Annotated in this window: 15 protein-coding genes and 1 pseudogene; 6 read left to right on the top strand and 10 right to left on the bottom strand. The window is 60.8% G+C overall.

Going from position 1 to position 18,266, the window contains the following annotated elements:
- Nucleotides 1-35: 35 nt before the first annotated feature.
- The 4 genes from recG to mutY form a co-directional block, all read right to left on the bottom strand.
- Entirely contained in the window at nt 36-2,135 is a 2,100-nt protein-coding gene (gene recG / locus MUN81_RS20395; protein ID WP_245113872.1) for an ATP-dependent DNA helicase RecG, read from the bottom strand.
- An 11-nt stretch (nt 2,136-2,146) separates the two neighbouring features.
- Nucleotides 2,147-2,704, bottom strand: a complete 558-nt coding sequence (gene gldD, locus MUN81_RS20390) for a gliding motility lipoprotein GldD (RefSeq protein ID WP_245117426.1) — start codon at nt 2,702-2,704, stop codon at nt 2,147-2,149.
- A 169-nt stretch (nt 2,705-2,873) separates the two neighbouring features.
- The gene (locus MUN81_RS20385; RefSeq protein ID WP_245113870.1) at nt 2,874-3,302 is read right to left on the bottom strand and encodes a single-stranded DNA-binding protein; all 429 of its coding nucleotides are present in this window, start codon (nt 3,300-3,302) and stop codon (nt 2,874-2,876) included.
- A 157-nt stretch (nt 3,303-3,459) separates the two neighbouring features.
- Nucleotides 3,460-4,542: an A/G-specific adenine glycosylase gene (mutY, locus tag MUN81_RS20380; RefSeq protein ID WP_245113868.1), complete on the bottom strand. Its 1,083-nt coding sequence runs from the start codon at nt 4,540-4,542 to the stop codon at nt 3,460-3,462.
- 169 nt (nt 4,543-4,711) lie between these two features.
- Between mutY and MUN81_RS20375 the strand changes: the two are divergent.
- From MUN81_RS20375 to MUN81_RS20365, 3 genes and pseudogenes are all read left to right on the top strand, one after another.
- A pseudogene (locus tag MUN81_RS20375) lies at nt 4,712-5,041 on the top strand (HU family DNA-binding protein); the annotation flags it as partial.
- Nucleotides 5,042-5,173: 132 nt separating this feature from the next.
- Nucleotides 5,174-6,133: a tetratricopeptide repeat protein gene (locus MUN81_RS20370; RefSeq protein ID WP_245113867.1), complete on the top strand. Its 960-nt coding sequence runs from the start codon at nt 5,174-5,176 to the stop codon at nt 6,131-6,133.
- A gap of 341 nt (nt 6,134-6,474) precedes the next feature.
- Complete coding sequence (locus MUN81_RS20365; RefSeq protein WP_245113865.1) at nt 6,475-8,082, top strand: Rne/Rng family ribonuclease; 1,608 nt, start codon at nt 6,475-6,477, stop codon at nt 8,080-8,082.
- Nucleotides 8,083-8,165: 83 nt separating this feature from the next.
- On the opposite strand, the gene MUN81_RS20360 is transcribed toward MUN81_RS20365, so the two are convergent.
- The gene (locus MUN81_RS20360; protein WP_198978172.1) at nt 8,166-8,849 is read right to left on the bottom strand and encodes a porin family protein; all 684 of its coding nucleotides are present in this window, start codon (nt 8,847-8,849) and stop codon (nt 8,166-8,168) included.
- A gap of 79 nt (nt 8,850-8,928) precedes the next feature.
- Here MUN81_RS20360 and MUN81_RS20355 point away from each other — a divergent pair, with 79 nt between their 5' ends.
- Nucleotides 8,929-9,954 (top strand): gliding motility lipoprotein GldB, encoded by a 1,026-nt coding sequence (locus MUN81_RS20355; protein ID WP_245113864.1) that lies wholly within the window; start codon nt 8,929-8,931, stop codon nt 9,952-9,954.
- 153 nt (nt 9,955-10,107) lie between these two features.
- Entirely contained in the window at nt 10,108-11,310 is a 1,203-nt protein-coding gene (locus tag MUN81_RS20350; protein WP_245113862.1) for a glycosyltransferase family 4 protein, read from the top strand.
- Nucleotides 11,311-11,420: 110 nt separating this feature from the next.
- On the opposite strand, the gene nth is transcribed toward MUN81_RS20350, so the two are convergent.
- The 3 genes from nth to MUN81_RS20335 form a co-directional block, all read right to left on the bottom strand.
- Nucleotides 11,421-12,098: an endonuclease III gene (nth, locus tag MUN81_RS20345; RefSeq protein WP_245113861.1), complete on the bottom strand. Its 678-nt coding sequence runs from the start codon at nt 12,096-12,098 to the stop codon at nt 11,421-11,423.
- A gap of 390 nt (nt 12,099-12,488) precedes the next feature.
- A complete protein-coding gene (locus MUN81_RS20340; protein WP_245113854.1) occupies nt 12,489-13,127 on the bottom strand; it encodes a sigma-70 family RNA polymerase sigma factor in 639 nt (212 codons plus the stop codon).
- Nucleotides 13,128-13,418: 291 nt separating this feature from the next.
- Nucleotides 13,419-13,823, bottom strand: coding sequence for a hypothetical protein (locus MUN81_RS20335; RefSeq protein WP_245113852.1), 405 nt, complete (start codon nt 13,821-13,823; stop codon nt 13,419-13,421).
- A gap of 129 nt (nt 13,824-13,952) precedes the next feature.
- Between MUN81_RS20335 and MUN81_RS20330 the strand changes: the two genes are divergently transcribed.
- Nucleotides 13,953-15,227 (top strand): MFS transporter, encoded by a 1,275-nt coding sequence (locus MUN81_RS20330; protein ID WP_245113850.1) that lies wholly within the window; start codon nt 13,953-13,955, stop codon nt 15,225-15,227.
- A gap of 24 nt (nt 15,228-15,251) precedes the next feature.
- Here the strand turns inward: MUN81_RS20330 and MUN81_RS20325 are convergent, their stop codons facing one another.
- Together MUN81_RS20325 and MUN81_RS20320 are read right to left on the bottom strand one after the other, a co-directional pair.
- Nucleotides 15,252-15,884 (bottom strand): nucleotidyltransferase family protein, encoded by a 633-nt coding sequence (locus tag MUN81_RS20325; RefSeq protein WP_245113842.1) that lies wholly within the window; start codon nt 15,882-15,884, stop codon nt 15,252-15,254.
- A 3-nt stretch (nt 15,885-15,887) separates the two neighbouring features.
- Nucleotides 15,888-18,218, bottom strand: coding sequence for a xanthine dehydrogenase family protein molybdopterin-binding subunit (locus tag MUN81_RS20320; protein ID WP_245113840.1), 2,331 nt, complete (start codon nt 18,216-18,218; stop codon nt 15,888-15,890).
- Between the last annotated feature and the right edge of the window lie 48 nt (nt 18,219-18,266).

Below are 18,266 nucleotides of genomic sequence, written 5' to 3'. Positions count from 1 at the left end.
TTTTTTTTTGCCCACTGGCCAAGCGCCACCGTAGTTTAACTGATGCGGCTCCAATTCACGGCCGTAGCGGGCAAGCTCTCAATGTGGCGGCGGATGTTGAGGTTTTCCGGCTGCACCAAGTTGGGGTCTTCGGCCAGCAGGGCTTGCGCAGCGGCCCGGCTTTCGCTCAGAATGCGGCCGTCCTTGGAAAGGTCGGCAATGAGCAGGTCGAGCACGCCGCTTTGCTGGGTGCCCATCAGGTCGCCCGGGCCGCGCAGCTTGAGGTCAATGTCGGCTATTTCGAAGCCGTTGTTGGTGCGCACCATCGTTTCGAGGCGGGTGCGGGCGTCCTTGCTCAGCTTGAAGCCCGTCATCAGGATGCAGTAGCTCTGGTCGGCGCCGCGGCCCACGCGGCCCCGCAACTGGTGCAGCTGCGAAAGGCCGAACCGCTCGGCGCTTTCAATCACCATCACCGAGGCATTGGGCACGTTCACGCCCACCTCAATCACGGTGGTGGCCACCATAATCTGGGTTTCGCGCTTGATGAAGCGCTGCATCTCGTAGTCTTTTTCCTCGGCCTTCATGCGCCCGTGCACGATGCTGATTTGAAACTCCGGAAAGGCCCGCGCCACGCTTTCGTAGCCGTCGGTCAGGTCCTTGTAGTCCATCGTTTCCGACTCCTCAATCAGCGGATAAACGATGTACACCTGCCGCCCAATCTTCACCTGGTCACGAATGAACTCAAACACCTTCAATCGGTTGGCATCGTAGCGGTGCACCGTCACGATGGGTTTGCGGCCAGCCGGCAACTCGTCAATCACGCTCACGTCGAGGTCGCCGTACAGCGTCATGGCCAGCGTGCGCGGGATGGGCGTGGCCGTCATCACCAGCACGTGCGGGATGACGTGCGGGTTTTTCTGCCACAGCTTGGAGCGCTGCGCCACGCCAAAGCGGTGCTGCTCGTCCATGATTGTCAGGCCCAGGTTCTTGAACTGCACCACGTCTTCGAGCAGGGCGTGGGTGCCCACCAGCATGTGCATGGTGCCGTTGCGCAGCTCCTCGTGCAGCACGCGGCGCTCGCGGGTGGGCGTGCTGCCCGTCAGCTTGCCAATCTTGATGCCCAGCGCGTCGGCGTACACTTTCAGGCCCACGTAATGCTGGTCGGCCAGAATTTCGGTGGGGGCCATCATGCAGCTTTGAGCGCCGTTGTCGGCCGCCATCAGCATGGCGATGAAGGCCACAATGGTTTTGCCCGAGCCCACGTCGCCCTGTAGCAGCCGATTCATCTGCTGCCCGGCACAGAAATCCTTGTAGATGTCGTGAATGACGCGTTTTTGGGCGCCAGTCAGGTCAAAGGTGAGGTGGTTTTTGTAAAAATCCACCAGCGTCGGTACTTGGTTAAAAATCTGCCCGGCCAGCGTCACCTTGCGTTGGTCGCGCTGCCGCAGCAGCTTCAGCTGCACGTAAAACAGCTCTTCAAACTTCAGCCGGAACTTAGCCGCGGCCAGTAATTCCGGACTCTGCGGAAAGTGAATTTGCTGCAGCGCCTGGGCCTTGGGCATTAGCCCATAGTGCTGCACCAGCGCCGGCGACAATGACTCCGTGATGTGCGACTGGGCCAGCTTCAGCAGCTCGGCTACCATGCGCATGATGGCCTTGCTGTCGACACGGTGGTAGTTCTTGAGCTTCTCCGATGTGTTGTACACCGGCTGCAGAAAGCTTTGGCCCGGCTTGTTCTCGCTCACTTCCTCCAGTTCCGGGTGCGCCATTTGCGGGCGGCCGTTGAACATCGTCGGCTTGCCGAAAACGATGTATTCCTGATTGTTTTTGGCAACCTGCTGCACCCACTTCACCCCCTTGAACCACACCACTTCCAGCTCGCCGGTGCCGTCGCCCACCTTGGCCACCAGCCGCTGCTTGGGGCCTTCGCCAATCAGCTCCTTGCCGCGCAGCATGCCCTTCACCTGCACGTGAGGCAGGTCGTCGTGCAAATCAGCAATGTTGTACACCTGCGTGCGGTCCAGGTACCGGAACGGGTATCGCTGAATCAGGTCGCCGTAGGTAAACAGGCCCAACTCTTTGCCCAGCAGCTGCGCCCGTTGGGTGCTGCCCACCGAGCGCAAAAACTCCAGCCGGGTGTTGAAGAAATTACTCATTCTTCGCTCATCTACTTATACTTCAGCGTGTTAAGCATGCGTATCATGTCCGTCTTCACGTACTCAATCACCGGGGCCAATGAGTCATTCGCTGTCGCTGTTTTGAAATACAGGGCGCCGCGCAGGAAGTGGTGCGTGCTGTCGGTTGTATAAAACTGGAACTGGCTAGGTACCTCGCCCTGCAACTCAAACACCGAAGCGCGCATGCCACTGGGCGTCTTCAAAATCCGCTCGTCGATGGCCGTGGCCTTGATTTCGTGCTTGCCTGTGAGCTTACGCGCGTCCTCCATCATCTTATTATAGAGGCGCCGGTCACGCTGCACGTCCATGTAGGTAATCTGCACGTTGGCGTGCAGCTTGGGGTAGTACACATTCAGCCAGTGCGGTTGGGCCATGTACGAGGAATCGCGCTTAATCACAGCCTCTTTTGAGTACTCAAAGGAGTAGGGGTGGCCGCCCGGCAGCTCCTGGTAGCGGTGCGGCGGCAGGTCAATGCGGTTGTAGCCCTTGGGCTTGGGCGTAAAGTCCGGCGCCGACGAACAGGCCACCAGCAGCGCCAGCGCCAGCAGGCCCGGAAGTTTTTTCAGGTTCGACACCACGTAGAGTAGGTTGATAAACGGCTGCGCCCGACCCCGTGCGCGCCTCAAGCTTCAAAGGTAACCGGTGGCTTGTGCCGAAGGCAACGAAAAAAGCCCCGAGCTAGTGCCGGGGCTTTTCTCAAAATCACAACGCTACTGACTAAAAGGGCAGTTGGTCCAGCTCCGGCTCCTGCCGGAAGGTTTGCTGAACCTCGGCCGAGCCGTTGGCTTCACTGGCTGGGCCGTTGCCGCCCTGGGGCCGGCCGCCCAGCATCGAAATCTCGTCGGCGATGATTTCGGTGATGTAGCGCGTTTGCTGGTCCTTGTCCTGGTATTGGCGGGTGCGAAGCTTGCCTTCGATGTACACTTGCTGGCCCTTCTTTAGGAATTTATCAGCCATGTCGGCCAAGCCGCGCCAGGCCGAGATGTTATGCCACTCGGTGCGCTCCACGCGGTTGCCTTGCTTGTCCTTGTAATACTCGTTGGTAGCGAGGGTGAAGTGAGCCACGCTCACGCCGCCTTCCAAATGACGCACCTCGGGGTCTTTGCCCAGGTTGCCTACCAAAATCACTTTGTTCACTCCGGCCATATTAATGCACGTTAGGAAATACAGAATCGAAAAGGCCACCCGGCCGTTTCTTGCCTTAAAGATAAGGAATTAAATCGGCCCCCGCTAATATTTTGCTAAAATATTTTGCCCGTAAGGCTAATTTAATTGGGAGGTAAGAGCAGGGGAAATACTGCTGCTACAAGTTCTGGCTGCAATAGTTGGCAATGAGTTTGGGTTTTGGCAATGCCTCAATTTCGGCGGCAGAATAAGCCCGCAGGCCCAAATCGCGCAGCGTGGCCTCGGGCAGCGGACGGGTCAGCGCCATGGGGTGGAAGCGTGCCTCCAGTTTCTGGTGGCTCAGCACGTGGCGGTAAGCTGCCGTGGGCTCGGCGGCTTGGCTGGTGTCGAGGTTGGCCCCGAGCGCGTCGAGGTGGCGCACCAACTCCTTAGCCGGCAAGTTGGGCTCCACCGTCTCAGCCATGGCAAAGTCGTAGAGGCCCTGCCAGATGTCTTTCTCGCGGCGCTCCCGCAGGTAGGTCAGGTCGCCGTGGCGCAGCACGAAGTAATGGAAGTAGCGCGTGCGCGAAGCCTTGGCCTTGCTCTTTACGGGCAGCAACGCCACCTGGCCATGGTTGAACGCCCAGCACTGGCTTTGCAGGGGGCAAAACAAGCAGTCGGGCTTGGCCGGCGTGCATTGCAGGGCCCCAAACTCCATGATGGCTTGGTTGAAGTCGGCCGGTGCCGTGGGCGGAATGTGCTGGTCGGCCACGGCCTGAAACTCCTTGCGCGAGCTGGGCGCCGCGATGTCGGAGTGCAGCCCGAAAATGCGGGCCAGCACCCGGTACACGTTGCCGTCGAGCACGGCCACGGCCTCGTCAAACGCAAAGGAGGCAATGGCGGCTGCGGTATAGGGCCCCACGCCGCGCAGCTTCAGCAGCTCGGCGTAGGAATCTGGAAACTTGCCGCCGTGCTCGGCCACTACTTGCTGAGCCGTGCGGTGCATGTTGCGGGCCCGGGAATAGTAGCCCAGGCCCTGCCAGTAGCGCAGCACCTCGGCCTCGGGCGCAGCGGCTATGTCCTGCACGGTGGGGTAGGCTGCCAGAAACGTTTGGTAATAAGGGAGGCCCTGAGCCACACGGGTTTGCTGCAGAATTACCTCAGATAGCCATATAGCGTAGGGGTCGCGTGTGTGGCGCCAGGGCAGGTCGCGGTGGTGCCGCGGATACCAGGCCAACAGGGCAGAAGCGAGGAAGGATGGGCGCGAGGGAAGATTCGTCAAAATTTTGAAAGAGAATAAATTGGACCCAGCCTTTGTTTCGGAGGGTAGATTGGTAAAACAAAAAAATGGGGTTACCTTTGTGGCCCCAATTCAAGGGCGAACCGCCTACCAGGCAAAGGCTTACGCTGGAATTCGGGATTTTCTTGCCTAAAAACGTAATTTTTTCAACCACCTTAAGTACCATACCAACGTGACTAAAGCTGAGGTAATCGCCGAAATCTCCACCAAGACCGGCATCGAGAAAGCAGATGTATTGATGACTGTTGAGGCTTTCTTCAAAGTCGTGAAAGATTCCATGACGGAAGGCAACAACATCTATGTGCGCGGCTTCGGCTCGTTCGTTAACAAGAAGCGCGCCCGGAAAGTGGCCCGCAACATCTCGAAAAATACGTCGCTCATCATCGAGGAGCACTACATCCCGAGCTTCAAGCCGTCGAAGACTTTCGTAGCCAAAATCAAAAACAGCAAGAAGGTAAAAGCCACCGCGGCCAAAGCCTAAATCATCTGGTGATTAGACGTTAGCGGTTAATTAATCCTTAGCCATGTATCATTAATCACTGAAGAATTGCCGGCCGCGCCGCCGGTGTCTTTTCCGCAAGGGAAAGCCCCGGCGGCCGGCTTTTTTCAGCCCATGGCCACTACCCGTTCAGCTTCCCATCAATTGGTCGTCCTCGCTGCCGCACTCGTGCTGGTGGGAGGGCTTTTTGCGTTGCCCAAGGGCATCGTGAAGCCCAAGGAAAGCCGTTCGGAGCTGAGCAAGGATGCCGCCGCCACGGCCAACCGAGACGGCGGCGGGCCCAACACCAACGGCTCCAAAACCGAAGCTTCCTCGGGGCCGGTGCCGGCCACGGCGACAGACAACGGCGGTGCCCATTCCGACGATGACGGCCACAACCACAGCGCTTCGGCCGACGCCGCAGCGCCGCATACCACGGCCACCGCTGCCCAGCGGCAGGAAATCAGCCGTTTGCTGAAGGAATACCAGGCCGCCACGCCCGCTACCAAGGCGGCGGTGGCTACCACCCTGGCCCGCCGCTACAACGGCGTGGAGCGTTTCGACAGCGCCGGTTACTACCTGGAGCAAGTGGCCCTGGCCAAGCCTTCGGCGGCCAACTGGCAGCAGGCGGCCGATGCCTATTTCCAGGCGTTTAGCTTTGCGGCATCTGACGAGCGGGTGAAACTGCTCGGTGGCAAAGCCCGGGAGCTGTACGCCAAGGTACTAAAGGAGCAGCCCGGCAACCTCGACGCCAAAACCAACCTCGGCATGGCCTACATGGCCTCCGAAAACCCCGTGCAGGGCATCTCGCTCCTGCGCGAAGTGCTGGAAGCCGACCCGCGCAACGAGAAAGCCCTCTACAACATGGGCATCTTGGCGGTGCAAAGCAACCAGTACGACAAAGCCGTGCAGCGTTTCAAGGATTTGGTGAAAGTCAATCCGAAAAACGTGAACGGACAGTTTTACCTCGGCGTAACTTTGGCCCGTACCGGCGCCAAGGAAGAAGCCAAGCAAGCGTTTCTGGCCGCCAAGGGCCTGAGCAACGACCCCGCTCTGGCCGCTTCGGTGGACGAAGAAATTGCCAAGCTGAAATAGACACGACACACACAATCACCAACTTAACCCCCAAGCATCATGCCCTGCGGTAAAAAAAGAAAGCGTCATAAGATTGCCACCCACAAGCGCAAGAAGCGCCTGCGCAAGAACCGCCACAAGAAGAAGTAAGCCTCACGGGGCGTAGCGGCGGCCGGCAGTTTTCCTAACGGGAAGGGAGCCAGCCGTCTATCTCTCACGTAGCCTCCTGGGTGTGGCCGCGCTGAGCGCTTTTCCCGTGGCTCGCGAGGGAAGCCAGAACTTATGGTTCTGGCTTCCCTTTGCTGGTTTCGGGGTAGTGCTGCGAATACACTTATGATGGTTACTTTAACATAATCAAGGCTTTGAGTAATGAATTAGTCATTAATTCTACTCAGGAAGGCGAGCGAATTGCGTTGTTGCAAGACAAGCGGTTGATTGAATACCATTTCGACCGCAACGACACCAATTACTCAGTAGGCGACATCTTCCTGGGCACCGTGAAAAAGGTGATGCCCGGCCTGAACGCGGCTTTTGTGGACATTGGCTACGAAAAAGACGCGTTTCTGCATTACGGCGACCTCGGGGAACAATATAACTCCTTCACGAAGTGGGCCCGGACGGTTCAAAGCGGCCGCGCCGCCACCGCCGGACTAGAAAAATTTACGTTTGAGCCCCCGCTTGATAAAGTGGGCAAGGCCGAAAACGTATTCAAGAAAGGGCAGCAGATTGTTGTCCAGATTATCAAAGAGCCCATCTCGACGAAGGGCCCTCGCGTGAGCACCGACATTTCGATGGCGGGCCGTTACCTCGTGCTGATGCCGTTTTCGAACACCATCAGCGTGAGCAAGAAGATAGTGAGCAAGGCTGAGCGCGACCGGCTCAAGCGGCTCATTGCCAGTATCAAGCCCGACAACTTTGGCGTCATCATCCGCACCGTAGCGGAAGGGCGTGAAGTAGCCGAGCTGGACAAGGACATGCAGGACATGGTGGCCAAGTGGGAGCAGATGTACACCACCCTGCGCACCGCCAAGCCCAACGACAAGGTGCTGGGCGAACTCGGCCGCACCTCGTCCATGCTCCGCGACATGCTGAACGAGTCGTTCGACAGCATCATGGTCGACGCCCCGGCCATGTACGAGGAGATGCGCGACTACATTCAGAAAATCGCGCCCGACAAGCTGGGTCTGCTGAAGCTGCACAACTCGAAAATCAAGATTTTCGAGCAAACCGGCATTGAAAAGCAGCTAAAGACGCTGTTTGGCAAGACGGTGACCGTGCCCGGCGGCGGCTACCTCGTGATTGAGCACACCGAAGCCCTGCACGTTATCGACGTGAACTCGGGTAGCAAGAGCAATCAGGAAAATGACCAGGAAGCTACGGCCTTGATGATTAACATGCTGGCGGCCAAAGAAGTGGCTCGGCAGTTGCGCCTGCGCGACATGGGCGGCATCATCGTGGTCGACTTCATTGACATGCGCTCGGCCGAAAGCCGCAAGAAGGTGGAAGACGCCGTGCGCGACGTGATGAAGCACGACAAAGCCAAGTTCACGGTCCTGCCCATCACTAAGTTCGGCCTCTTGCAAATCACCCGCCAGCGGGTGCGGCCAGCTGAGAACATCGTGACCGGCGAGGTGTGCCCTACTTGTGGCGGCACCGGCAAGATTTCGGCCTCCATCCAGGTGACGGACGACATTGACAACAGCATTGACGACCTGCTGGTGAACCAGAACCAGTCGGGCCTCACGCTGTCGGTGCATCCGTTCCTGCACGCGTACTACACCAAAGGACTGGTTTCGCGCCAGATGAAGTGGTATCTCAAGTACTACAAGTGGGTGAAAGTGGTGAAAGACAGTAGCCTGGGCCTCACCGACTACCGCATCGAAGACGAGCGGGGCGAGGAAATTCAGCTGCGCTCGTCGGCCGCCGCCATGAGCCGCTTGCAGGACCGCGAGGTGGAAATCGAAGATTGAGGACTGTTCAACCAGTGATATAGAAAAGCCCCGGCTTCGTATGAAGCCGGGGCTTTTTTGTGGATAGTGAGTTCTGCCGAAACCTAAAACTTTATGCCAAGGTCCAGGGCCACGCTGCTGTTTTTGATGGTCACGTCTTTAAAGCCGCGCTTGCTTTCGAAATAGTGGTCGATGTCGACCAAGCCGCGGTGGTAGCTAAGGCCGGCAAATAGCTTGGTGCTTTTGCCCATTTGGTACTCAACGCCGGCACCGACCAGTGCATCGGCGTCGATGAAATACACGTAATCGCCGGCTTTCACCTCGGTGCCGGTACCGGGGTCGGTGTAGAACTTGCTGCCGTTGATGCGTGTGCCGATGGGCACATTCAGGGAGCCGCCCACTTGGAAGTATAGCCGGGTAGCCGACGCAATTTCATTCGTGAAAAGCTTCACCGTGACGGGCAACTCGAGGTATTGAATGCCGATTTTGGGTTTTACCACCACCGGCGTGTTCGAGCCGTTATTGATGTCGTTGTAGGCAATGGTGCCCCCTTTGCCGGTGAGCAGCAGGCCGGTGCTAAAGGCGTAGTTTTCGCCAAAAAAGTAGTCGACCACCAGCCCGCCGCCGAAGCCGAGCTGGCTGCCGTCGCTTTTGAAGGCGTTGGCGGAGGTCGATTCAGCGCGCAGGCTGGTGATGGAAGGCGACACTTTCAGGCCGATTTCGACCTGGGCCGAAGCCGTGCCGATGGAAGCGGCGAGAGCCAGAGCGGCGAGCAATATTTTTTTCATGCGTACAGATACGGCTACTGCGAATGGAAACTACCGACTGCCGGTAGGTTTTGGCTAATTTTACTCCAAAGTAACGAGCGTGAATACGAATAATTTTGCCTGGCGGCGCTGGCTGCCCCTGTTTGTAGTCGGGAGCCTGGGCCTTACGGCCTGTGAGCAAGGGCCGGCCGAAGGCTGCCGCGCCGATGCTGCCGCCGACGCCCCGGCGGTGCCCGTGAAGGTGCAGCGCCTGGAGCAGCCGTTTTTCGCCATTAAGACGCCGGCCGATGCCGAGCAGTTTATGAACGCGCATCCGGCTTTCGCGCGCTACTACCTGCAACGCCAGCCGGCCAACGAAAAGGAGCTGGCCAATGGCCTGACGCAACTGGCCACCAACGCTGCGCTGCAGCAGCTGGGCCGTGAAACGGCCGCGGCCTTTCCCGACAGCGCGGCGCTGCGGCACGACGTGAGCGAAGTGTTTCGGCGGGTGCATCATTATTTCCCTGATTTCCGGGTGCCGCCCACCAACACGTATGTGAGCGGCTTCCTGGCTAAGGATATTTATGTGAACGACAGCCTGCTAGTGATGAGTCTGGACTGGTTTGTGGGCCCCAAGGCCAGCAAGCGGCCCGACCTGCCGCAGTACATGCTGCGCCGCTACACGCCGGCCGGCCTGATGCCGCTGCTGGCCCAGGACGTGTCGAGCAAATACAACCGCCACGAACTCACGGCCAACACCATGCTCGACGCCATGGTGCACGCCGGCAAGTCGCTCTATTTCGCCAGCCAGATGCTGCCCTGCACCCCCGACTCATTGCTGATGGGCTACACGCGGCGCGAAATGATGGGGCTGGAGGCCAACGAGCCCCGCGTGTGGGGCCATTTCCTGGAAAAAAACCTGCTGTACTCGACCACGCCCTTCCTGCTGCAGAAATACGTGGGCGAGCGGCCCAACGTGCCCGAAATCGACAAGACCTGCCCCGGCCGCGTGGGCCAGTGGGTAGGCCTGCAAATCATTCGCAAGTACGTGTCGCTGCACCCCGACGTAACGTTGGGCCGCCTGATGGCGGAGAAAAACGCCCAGCGCATTCTGAACGAGTCGCACTACCGGCCCATGAATAAGTGAGGCGGTGAAATAGTGTCCCGTCTGTCATCCTGAGCGCAGCGAAGGACCTTCTAGCGAAGGACCTTCTTACGTTGGCGGCAGTAATTACTGCAAATTGCTCAAACGTGAGAAGGTCCTTCGCTGCGCTCAGGATGATAGCTACTCGTTATACTCATGCACATCGCCGTTTTCAGCCAGTACCACACCAGCCCCGATTGCCCGGCCACCAGCCGGCACTACACGCTGCTGGCACACATGGCCAAAACGCACCGCGTGACGCTGCTGACCACCCCCGCCTGGCGCAGCCAGCAGCTTACCCATGAATTTCCCTGGGTACCGGCTGGCGTGGAAATTCGGGAGGCTAACGTGCCGTATGAGAACAAAATGGGCCCGGCCCGCCGGGCCCTGGCTTTTGCGCAATACGCGGCCTGGGCCGTGCGCGAAGGATTGAAAATTGACAAGCCCGATGTGATTTGGGGCATCAGCACGCCGCTCACGGCGGCTTGGGCGGCGGCGCAGGTGGCGCGCTGGCGGCGGGTGCCGTGGGTGTTTGAGGTGCAGGACTTGTGGCCGTCGTTCCCCATTGCCATGGGGGCGGTGCCCACGGCGTTGGCCCGACAGCAGCTTTACCGGATGGAAAAGAGGCTGTACCAGAGCGCCCGCACCGTGTTGCCGCTCTCGCCCGACATGACTCGCTACGTGACCGACCTGGGTATTGCGCCCGAAAAAGTCACCACCGTGCTCAACGGCACCGACCTGGAGTTGGCCGCCCGGGCCACACCGGCAGCCGTTGCAAAGCTTCGGCAGGAGCAAGGGCTACGCGGCAAGCAGGTCGTACTCTATGCCGGCACTTTCGGCCGTGCCAACGACATGCCGACCCTAGTAGCTGCTGCTGAGGCGATGGCTGCGGAGGGCCGCGATGTGGTGTGGCTGTTTCTGGGCCACGGCTTTTATGAGCCGCTGATTGCGGCGGCGGCGGCCCGCTGGCCGGAGCACATCCGGCTGGTGGGCGGGCTGCCGCGGCACGAGGTGTTTAGCTGGTTTGCGCTGGCCGACGTTTCAGTTGTATCCTTCCTGAATATGCCGGTGCTGGATGCCAACTCGCCGGCCAAGCTCTACGATTCTCTGGCCGTGGGCACTCCAGTCATTGTCACCAATCAGGGCTGGACCAAGAAGCTAGTGGAGCAGCAGTCCTGTGGCTGGTACGTGCCGGCGGGCGACTCCGTGGCTTTGGCTACCAAGCTGCGCGAGCTGCTGGCCCAGCCCAACGTGTTGCTTCAAGCCGGAGAACAGGGCCGCATCCTGGCAATCGATTCCTTCGACCGCAAGCACCTGGCCACAACCGTGCAGCAGGTGCTAGAGCATGCAATCAGCTAGCATTTGTACCAGAGCCAACGTATTTTGTGCTGCGTTGTGCTTGTAATTGAACTTTGTGTGCCAAAATCAAATGCAGAATGTAGCCTTGTAGCCGTTTGCTGGTGGCTCTGCTACTTTTCTGGGATGGGGACGTAAGCCGCCGCTCTGCCGAACTGCTTCTCAAAATAAGCGCAGCCGGGCGCCAGCGGACAGCTGTTGCACTTGGGTGAGCGCGCCACGCAGGTATAGCGCCCGTGCAAAATGAGCCAGTGATGGGCCCGGTTAATGAGGCCTTCCGGAATGTAGCGCACCAGTGCTTTCTCTACGGCCAGCGGCGTGGTGGCCATTTTGGGCACCAGCCCGATGCGGTGCGACACCCGAAACACGTGCGTGTCGACGGCCATGGCCGGTTGGTTGTAAATGACCGAGGCCACCACGTTGGCGGTTTTGCGGCCCACGCCGGGCAGGCGCTGCAGCTCGTCAATCTGGCTGGGCACTTCGCCGCCGAAGTCCGCGGTGAGCATGCGGCCCAGGCCGGCCAGGTGCTTGGCTTTGTTGTTGGGGTAGGAGATGCTGCTGATGAAGGGCAGGATTTCCTCGGCCGAGGCGGCGCCCAGGTGCGCGGCCGTCGGGAACTGTGCTAGTAGGGAAGGCATCACCAGGTTCACGCGCTTGTCGGTGCACTGTGCGCTGAGCACCACGGCCACAATCAGCTCGTACGGGTTGCCATACACCAGCTCGGTTTTGGGCTCTGGGAAGTTGGTGGTGAAGTAGTCGAGGAAGTATTTGAATCGGTCGGCGCGGCGCATGGGTGTAGGGCAGAATCAACAACAAAGAAAACGGTCATGCTGAGCGCAGCCGAAGCATCTCTGCCGCAAAACTAAATCCAATCAAAAGGAATAGTACTGCGGTAGAGATGCTTCGGCTGCGCTCAGCATGACCGCTTTTATCTCAACTAATGTTGTTCAGCTCCGTTGCTGCCGGCTCCGGCGCAACGGCTGCAGCGGTTGCCACAAGAAGTTGAACGGGCTTAGGATTTGGCTAAAAAAGTGCGCGAGTAGCGCAAAATGGCCTCGGAGGTGTGGGCCCGCGGCTCGCGGCGAACGCCGTCGAGGGCCCGCTGGGCCAAAAGGAGGTCGGCGCACGTGGCTGCCAGTTCCGGGTCGTGCTGCAACGCCTCCTCTACCTCGCGCTGCCTTTCAGGAGGCAATTCGTTGTACACATACTGGAGCAGTGTCGAATGGGGTAAGGTTTGAATCATAATGATGCAGGGAATTTGCGGTCATTTTCTTCCGCAGGTTAATCAGCGCATAGCGCATCCGGCCCAGGGCCGTGTTGATGCTGACGCCGGTTGCGTCGGCAATTTCCTGGAAGCTCATGTCGCCGTAGTGGCGCATCAGCAGCACCTCCTTCTGAGCGGCGGGCAGCTCCTGGATTAACGCCCGAAGGCGGGTATGGGTTTCCTCGCGGGCCAGGATATCGTCCGGGCCGTCGTCGGCGAGGGTGAGGGTGTTGGCCAGCCGGTCGTTATCGCTCAAGCTGACGTGGGGCGTCCGCTTGCCGCGCCGGAACGAATCGATGGCCAGGTTGTGGGCGATGCGGCAAATCCAGGGGGCAAACTTGCCCTCTTCGTTGTAGCGCCCGCCTTTGAGGGTGTGAATGGCCTTGATGAACGTGTCCTGCAACAGGTCCTCGGCCACGTCCTCGTCGCGCACGATGAGGAGGATGGTCGTGAACACACGACTGCGGTGCCGCTCCAGCAGGATAGCGAAGGCGGATTCCTGGCCGGCCAGGTAGAGCGAGATGAGCGCGGAGTCGCTCGGTTGCAAGAGGTCCATAAAGGGCTACGGAATAAGGGAACGTAGAGCTTTAGGCCATAGTATGCAGTTACCGAGAAAAAATTTGGGGAGCGACCGGTAGTCGGGTGCTTTGCCCGCTACAATCGTTCCAAATGTAGAGCGACGAAAACCACATGCGCAAGCCTACAAAACGAAAAAAAGACAAAATTCTGTAGGTTAAAGTGAGCAACCTTCCTCAAAACTTCATCTACGCGTTTCTAGTGCAGAATTGGGGAATAAAAAATCTGAAAAAAGTTTCAAAAAATATTTTTTCTTCTCGAAATGGTTGGGCTAACCTCCTAGCCACTGATAGGCAGCCGCTTCTTCGGTGAACAAGGCGGTAAGGTAGCCGTGGTCGGGCCGAGCCGCGGCGCTGATGGCAGCCACCGAACTGGCCGACTGCTGCTGCAACGCCCGCAGCGGCGACACCAGAAACGCGAGGCGCACCGGCTCGGGGTAGCGGCCCGGAAGCTGGGGGAAGAATTCGGCGTTCATCCAGACGGTTAGCTCAGGAGTGGCCAGCTCGTCGCGGCGGCGCAGGTCGAGCAGCCAGCGCCAGCAGCCGAGGGCGTCGGCGGCCTCCAGGATGGCGAAGTAGCCGGCCTGCAGCTCGGGCGCGGTGATTTCGCGCTGCCACCGGGCCACGATGGCCGGCAGGTCGGGGCGGGGTGTTATTTCCAGGCCAAAGGCGGACATGAGCCGGACGGGACAAGCGGTGCGAGAGGGGCTCCAAGATAGGCGAATCCTGCGGCCGGACCTAACCCTCCGTGCCGCCTCGGCCTACCTTTGCCCGCGGCTGCCGTACTGGCCTTTTTGACGTTGCTTATGCTGCCTTCTGCTGATTCTGCCCCGGCTCACGACCCCTACGCGGCCCTGCGCGTGCCTGATTTTCGCCGCCTGGTGTCTACCCGCACCCTGCTCACGGTGGCCACGCGGGTGCAGGGCCTGGTGGTGAGCTGGCAGATTTACCACCTCACCGGTGACCCCCTGGCGTTGGGTCTTATTGGGCTTTCGGAGGCCATTCCGAGCATTGTGGTGTCGCTGTACGCGGGCTACGTGGCCGATACCGTGCGGCGCAAGCGCATTGTGACGGCGGCGCTGCTGGTGCTGGTGCTGTGCGCCGCGGCTCTGGCGGCACTGGCCAGCCCCTACGGCATCGGGCTGCTGGCGAAGGGGGCACTTTATACGCTGCCGCTGTACGCGGTGATTTTTGTGAGCGGGCTGGCGCGGGGCTTTATGGGGCCGGCGCTGTTTTCGTTTATGCCGCAGCTGCTGCCCGACCGCGCGCTGCTGCCCAACGCCATTACCTGGAACAGCACCACCTACCAGGCCTCGGCGGTGCTGGGGCCAGCGCTGGGCGGCTTTCTGATTGAGCCGCTGGGCGTGGCCTGGTCCTACGCCGTGGCGCTGGGGCTGTTGCTGCTTGGACTGGTACAGTTTATACGCATTGCCGACCGGCCCCTGCCGCCCATGGAAGGCGAACGCCTGAGCCTGAAAGACAGCGTGCTGAGCGGCCTGCGCTTCATTTTTGGCAACCAGCTGGTGCTGGCCGCGCTGTCGTTGGACATGTTTGCGGTGCTCTTTGGTGGGGCGGTGGCGTTGCTGCCGGTTTTTGCCTCAGATATTCTGAAAGTGGGCGCGCGCGGCTTTGGGCAGCTGGAAGCCGCTCCGGCCATTGGCTCGGTGCTGATGGCCATTTTCCTGACTTACTACCCCTTGAAGCGCAAGGCCGGGCTGAAGCTGCTGTGGGCGGTGGCGGGCTTTGGGCTGGCCACCATTGGGTTTGCGCTGTCGCGTAATTTCTTCCTGTCGCTGTTCCTGCTGTTCCTCACGGGCGTGTTCGACTCAGTATCGGTAATTGTGCGCTCCACGCTCATCCACGTGTACACGCCGGAATACATGAAGGGCCGGGTGTCGGCGGTGAACAACATCTTCATCGGCTCCAGCAACGAGATTGGGGCCTTTGAGAGCGGTACGGCGGCGCGGCTGCTGGGCACGGTGCGCTCGGTGGTGTTTGGCGGGCTGATGACGCTGCTCGTGGTGGCCATCACCACTTGGCGGGCCGACAAGCTGCGCAAGCTGGAATCGGGCACGAAGTAGGTGCGGGGGCTTGTTGCCGTGGCGCTACCCGTTCTGCAGCAGCGCGGCGTATTGCTCCGGCGTGTCTACATCAAGCAAACCGGCCGGAAACGCAATGCGCTCCACGGCGGGCCCGTAGCTGGCAATGAGGCGGCCGGCGCCGGCCTGGCCACGCAGCTCCATAAGCTGAGAAAACAAGGCCCGGTCGAACACGGCGGGCACGCCCAGCGCGTCGCCGTAGGCCGCCGCCGCGATGGGCGCCCGGGCTTGGCGCTGCCGCTGCACCAGCTCCCGCAGCAGCTCCGGCGTCAGGTGAGGCTGGTCGCTGAGCATGATGAGCACCGCCGCCGGCTCGGTTGGCTGAGCTGCTGCCAGGCCCGCGCGGATGGAGGACGCCATGCCGGTTTCCCAATCGGGGTTGTGCACCACCTGCACGGGCAGGCCCGCTACCTCGGCGGCCAACGCCTCGTGCACGGCGCCCGTCACCAGCACAATGGGCGTGCAGCCGCTGGCTACGGCCGTTTCGGCAGCGTGGCGCAGCAGCGTGCGGCCGCGGTAGGAGAGGAGCTGCTTGGGGCGCCCCATGCGGGTGGAGGCGCCGGCGGCTAACAGTACCAGCGCCACCGGCTCGGTGGCAGCCGAAGCAGTGGCGCTGGCGGTGGACTCAGGGGCAGCCATTGCCTAAACGGATTTTGTGCCCAAAATCTTATCGGGGGTGATGGGCAGGTCGCGCACGCGCTTGCCGGTGGCGTGAAACACGGCATTGGCCACAGCGGCCGATACGCCCACCATCGAAATCTCGCCGATGCCCTTCACGCCCATGGCGTTGATGTAGGGGTCGTGCTCGTCGATGAATTCCACGGTCATGTCCGGAATGTCGGCGTTCACCGGGATGTGATAATCGCCGAGGTCGGCGTTGGTATAGCGGGCGTAGTGCGGGTCGCGGGCGGTGGCTTCCATCAGGGCCGCGCCGATGCCGAAAATGCTGCCGCCGATAATCTGGCTGCGGGCCGTCTTGGCGTTTAGAATCCGACCGGCGCCGTGCACGCTCACCCAGCGCGTGACGCGCACGGTGCCCAAATCGGGGTCGACCTGCACCTCGCAGAAATGCGCGCCAAAGGAATGCATAGAATGCTGCCCCGCCGAGTCCTTGCGCGACTCCGGCGCGGTGGACGCTGCCTGCCCGGCCTCGTAGCCGGCGCCGTACTTGCCCTGCCCGCTACCCTCGATGTCGTCGATGCCGGCGCGCTTCATCAGGGCTTTAAAGTCTTCGCCTTTCGATGCATCCTTCTTCAATTGCAGGCGGCCTTTTTCCATCGCCACGTCTTCGGCTTTGGCCTGGAAAAGCGGGGACTTGGGGTCTTTAATAGCCATTTTGGTGAGGCGCTCCCACACGTCCTGCGCCGCCATGTACACCGACGACGACACCGTGCCCGCCGCCACCGAGCCGCCCGAGTTGGGCGCGGTGGGCAATTTGGTATCGCCCAGCTCGAAACGGATTTTTTCGGGCGCCAGGCCCAGCGAGTCGGCCGCAACCTGCGTCATCACGGTGTAGGTACCGGTGCCGAGGTCGGTGGCGCCGCTTTGCACCACGGCGTGGCCGTCGGCGTAGAGGCGCACGCGGGCGGTGCCCTGCGAGTTGTGCACCGGGTAGCTGGCCGTGGCCATGCCCATGCCCACCAGCAGGCGGCCATTGCGGGTGGCGCCGGCTTTGGGGTTGCGCTTGCTCCAGCCAAATAGCTCGGCACCGCGGGCGTAGCACTGCTTCAGGCTCTTGCTGCTCCAGGGTTTGCCGGTGCTGGGGTCCTTTTCGGCGTAGTTCAGCAGACGAATCTCGATGGGGTCCTTGCCCAGCCGGTAGGCCAGGTCGTCCATCAGGCACTCGATGGCAAACGAGCCCGGGGCCTCGCCTGGGGCGCGGGTGAAGGTGGACGTCATCACATTGGCCCGCGCCAGTTCGTAGTGCGACTCAAACGTGGGGCAGTCGTACAGCAGGTTGATGATTTTGCTGTTGGCCTCGGCGTAATTGTCCCAGGGCGAGGTGGTGGAGGTTTTCTCGTGAATCAGGGCCAGCAGCTTGCCTTCTTTGGAAGCTCCCAGGCGCAGGGTCTGGGTTTGGTCTTCGCGGTGGCCCATGCTCGTGAACTGTTGCTTGCGGCTCAGAACCAGCTTCACCGGCCGGCCCACGCCCTTGGCGGCCTGGGCCGTGAGCACGGTGTGGGGCCAGCACGAGCCCTTGCAGCCGAAGCCCCCGCCGAGGTACTTGGTCACGACGCGCACCTGGTCCTGCGGCAGGCCGAAGTAAGCCGACAGCGACTTCTGCGTGCGCGTCACGCCCTGGGTCGATTCGTACACCGTCAGCCGGTCGGGGGCTTCCCAAATGGCCGTGGTGGCGCCCGGCTCCATGGGGTTGTGGTGGTTTATGGCGTGCGTGTACACGGCCGTGAGCTGCACGGGCGCGGCGGCCATGGCGGCTTGGGCATCGCCGCGGCGGGTGTAGCCGTCGGCCTTGCCGTCCTGAATTTTTTCGGGGTTGAACCGCTGGGCGCGCTTGTCGGTGTAGGCCGCAATGGGCGCCTCGGCGGCGTAGCTCACGCGCACCAAGGCCGCGGCCTGGGTGGCGCGTTCAAAGGTGTCGGCCACCACCACGGCCACGGGCTGGCCGGCGTAGTGAATGACGTCCGACGTCAGCGGCAGGAAGCCCATAGGCGCGCCAATGGCTTTTTTGCCGTCGGCGTCGTTGGGTGTTTTGGCCAGCTTGGGCAGGTTAAGGTGCGTGAACACGGCCAGCACGCCCGGCTCCCGCAGCGCCGCACTGGCGTCGATGCTCTGGACGCGGCCTTTGGCAATGTCGCTGGTTTTGAGCACGCCGTAGGTGAGGCCCGGCAGCGGGTATTCGGCCGAGTATTTGGCCTTGCCCATCACCTTGTCGCGACCGTCCACGCGGTTTAGGGGCTTGCCTACTACGCTGGGCGTGGGCGAGGTTTCGAAAAAAGCGGGTTCGTGTTCCATGACCGTTGGAATTGGTTAGAACGACCCATCGGGCCGTCATGCAGAGCG

It is taken from the genome of Hymenobacter sp. 5317J-9, assembly GCF_022921075.1.
In the GTDB taxonomy this organism is placed as follows: domain Bacteria; phylum Bacteroidota; class Bacteroidia; order Cytophagales; family Hymenobacteraceae; genus Hymenobacter.
Note: the sequence above shows the minus strand (reverse complement) of the source record. Positions and strands in the feature narration are given on the sequence as shown.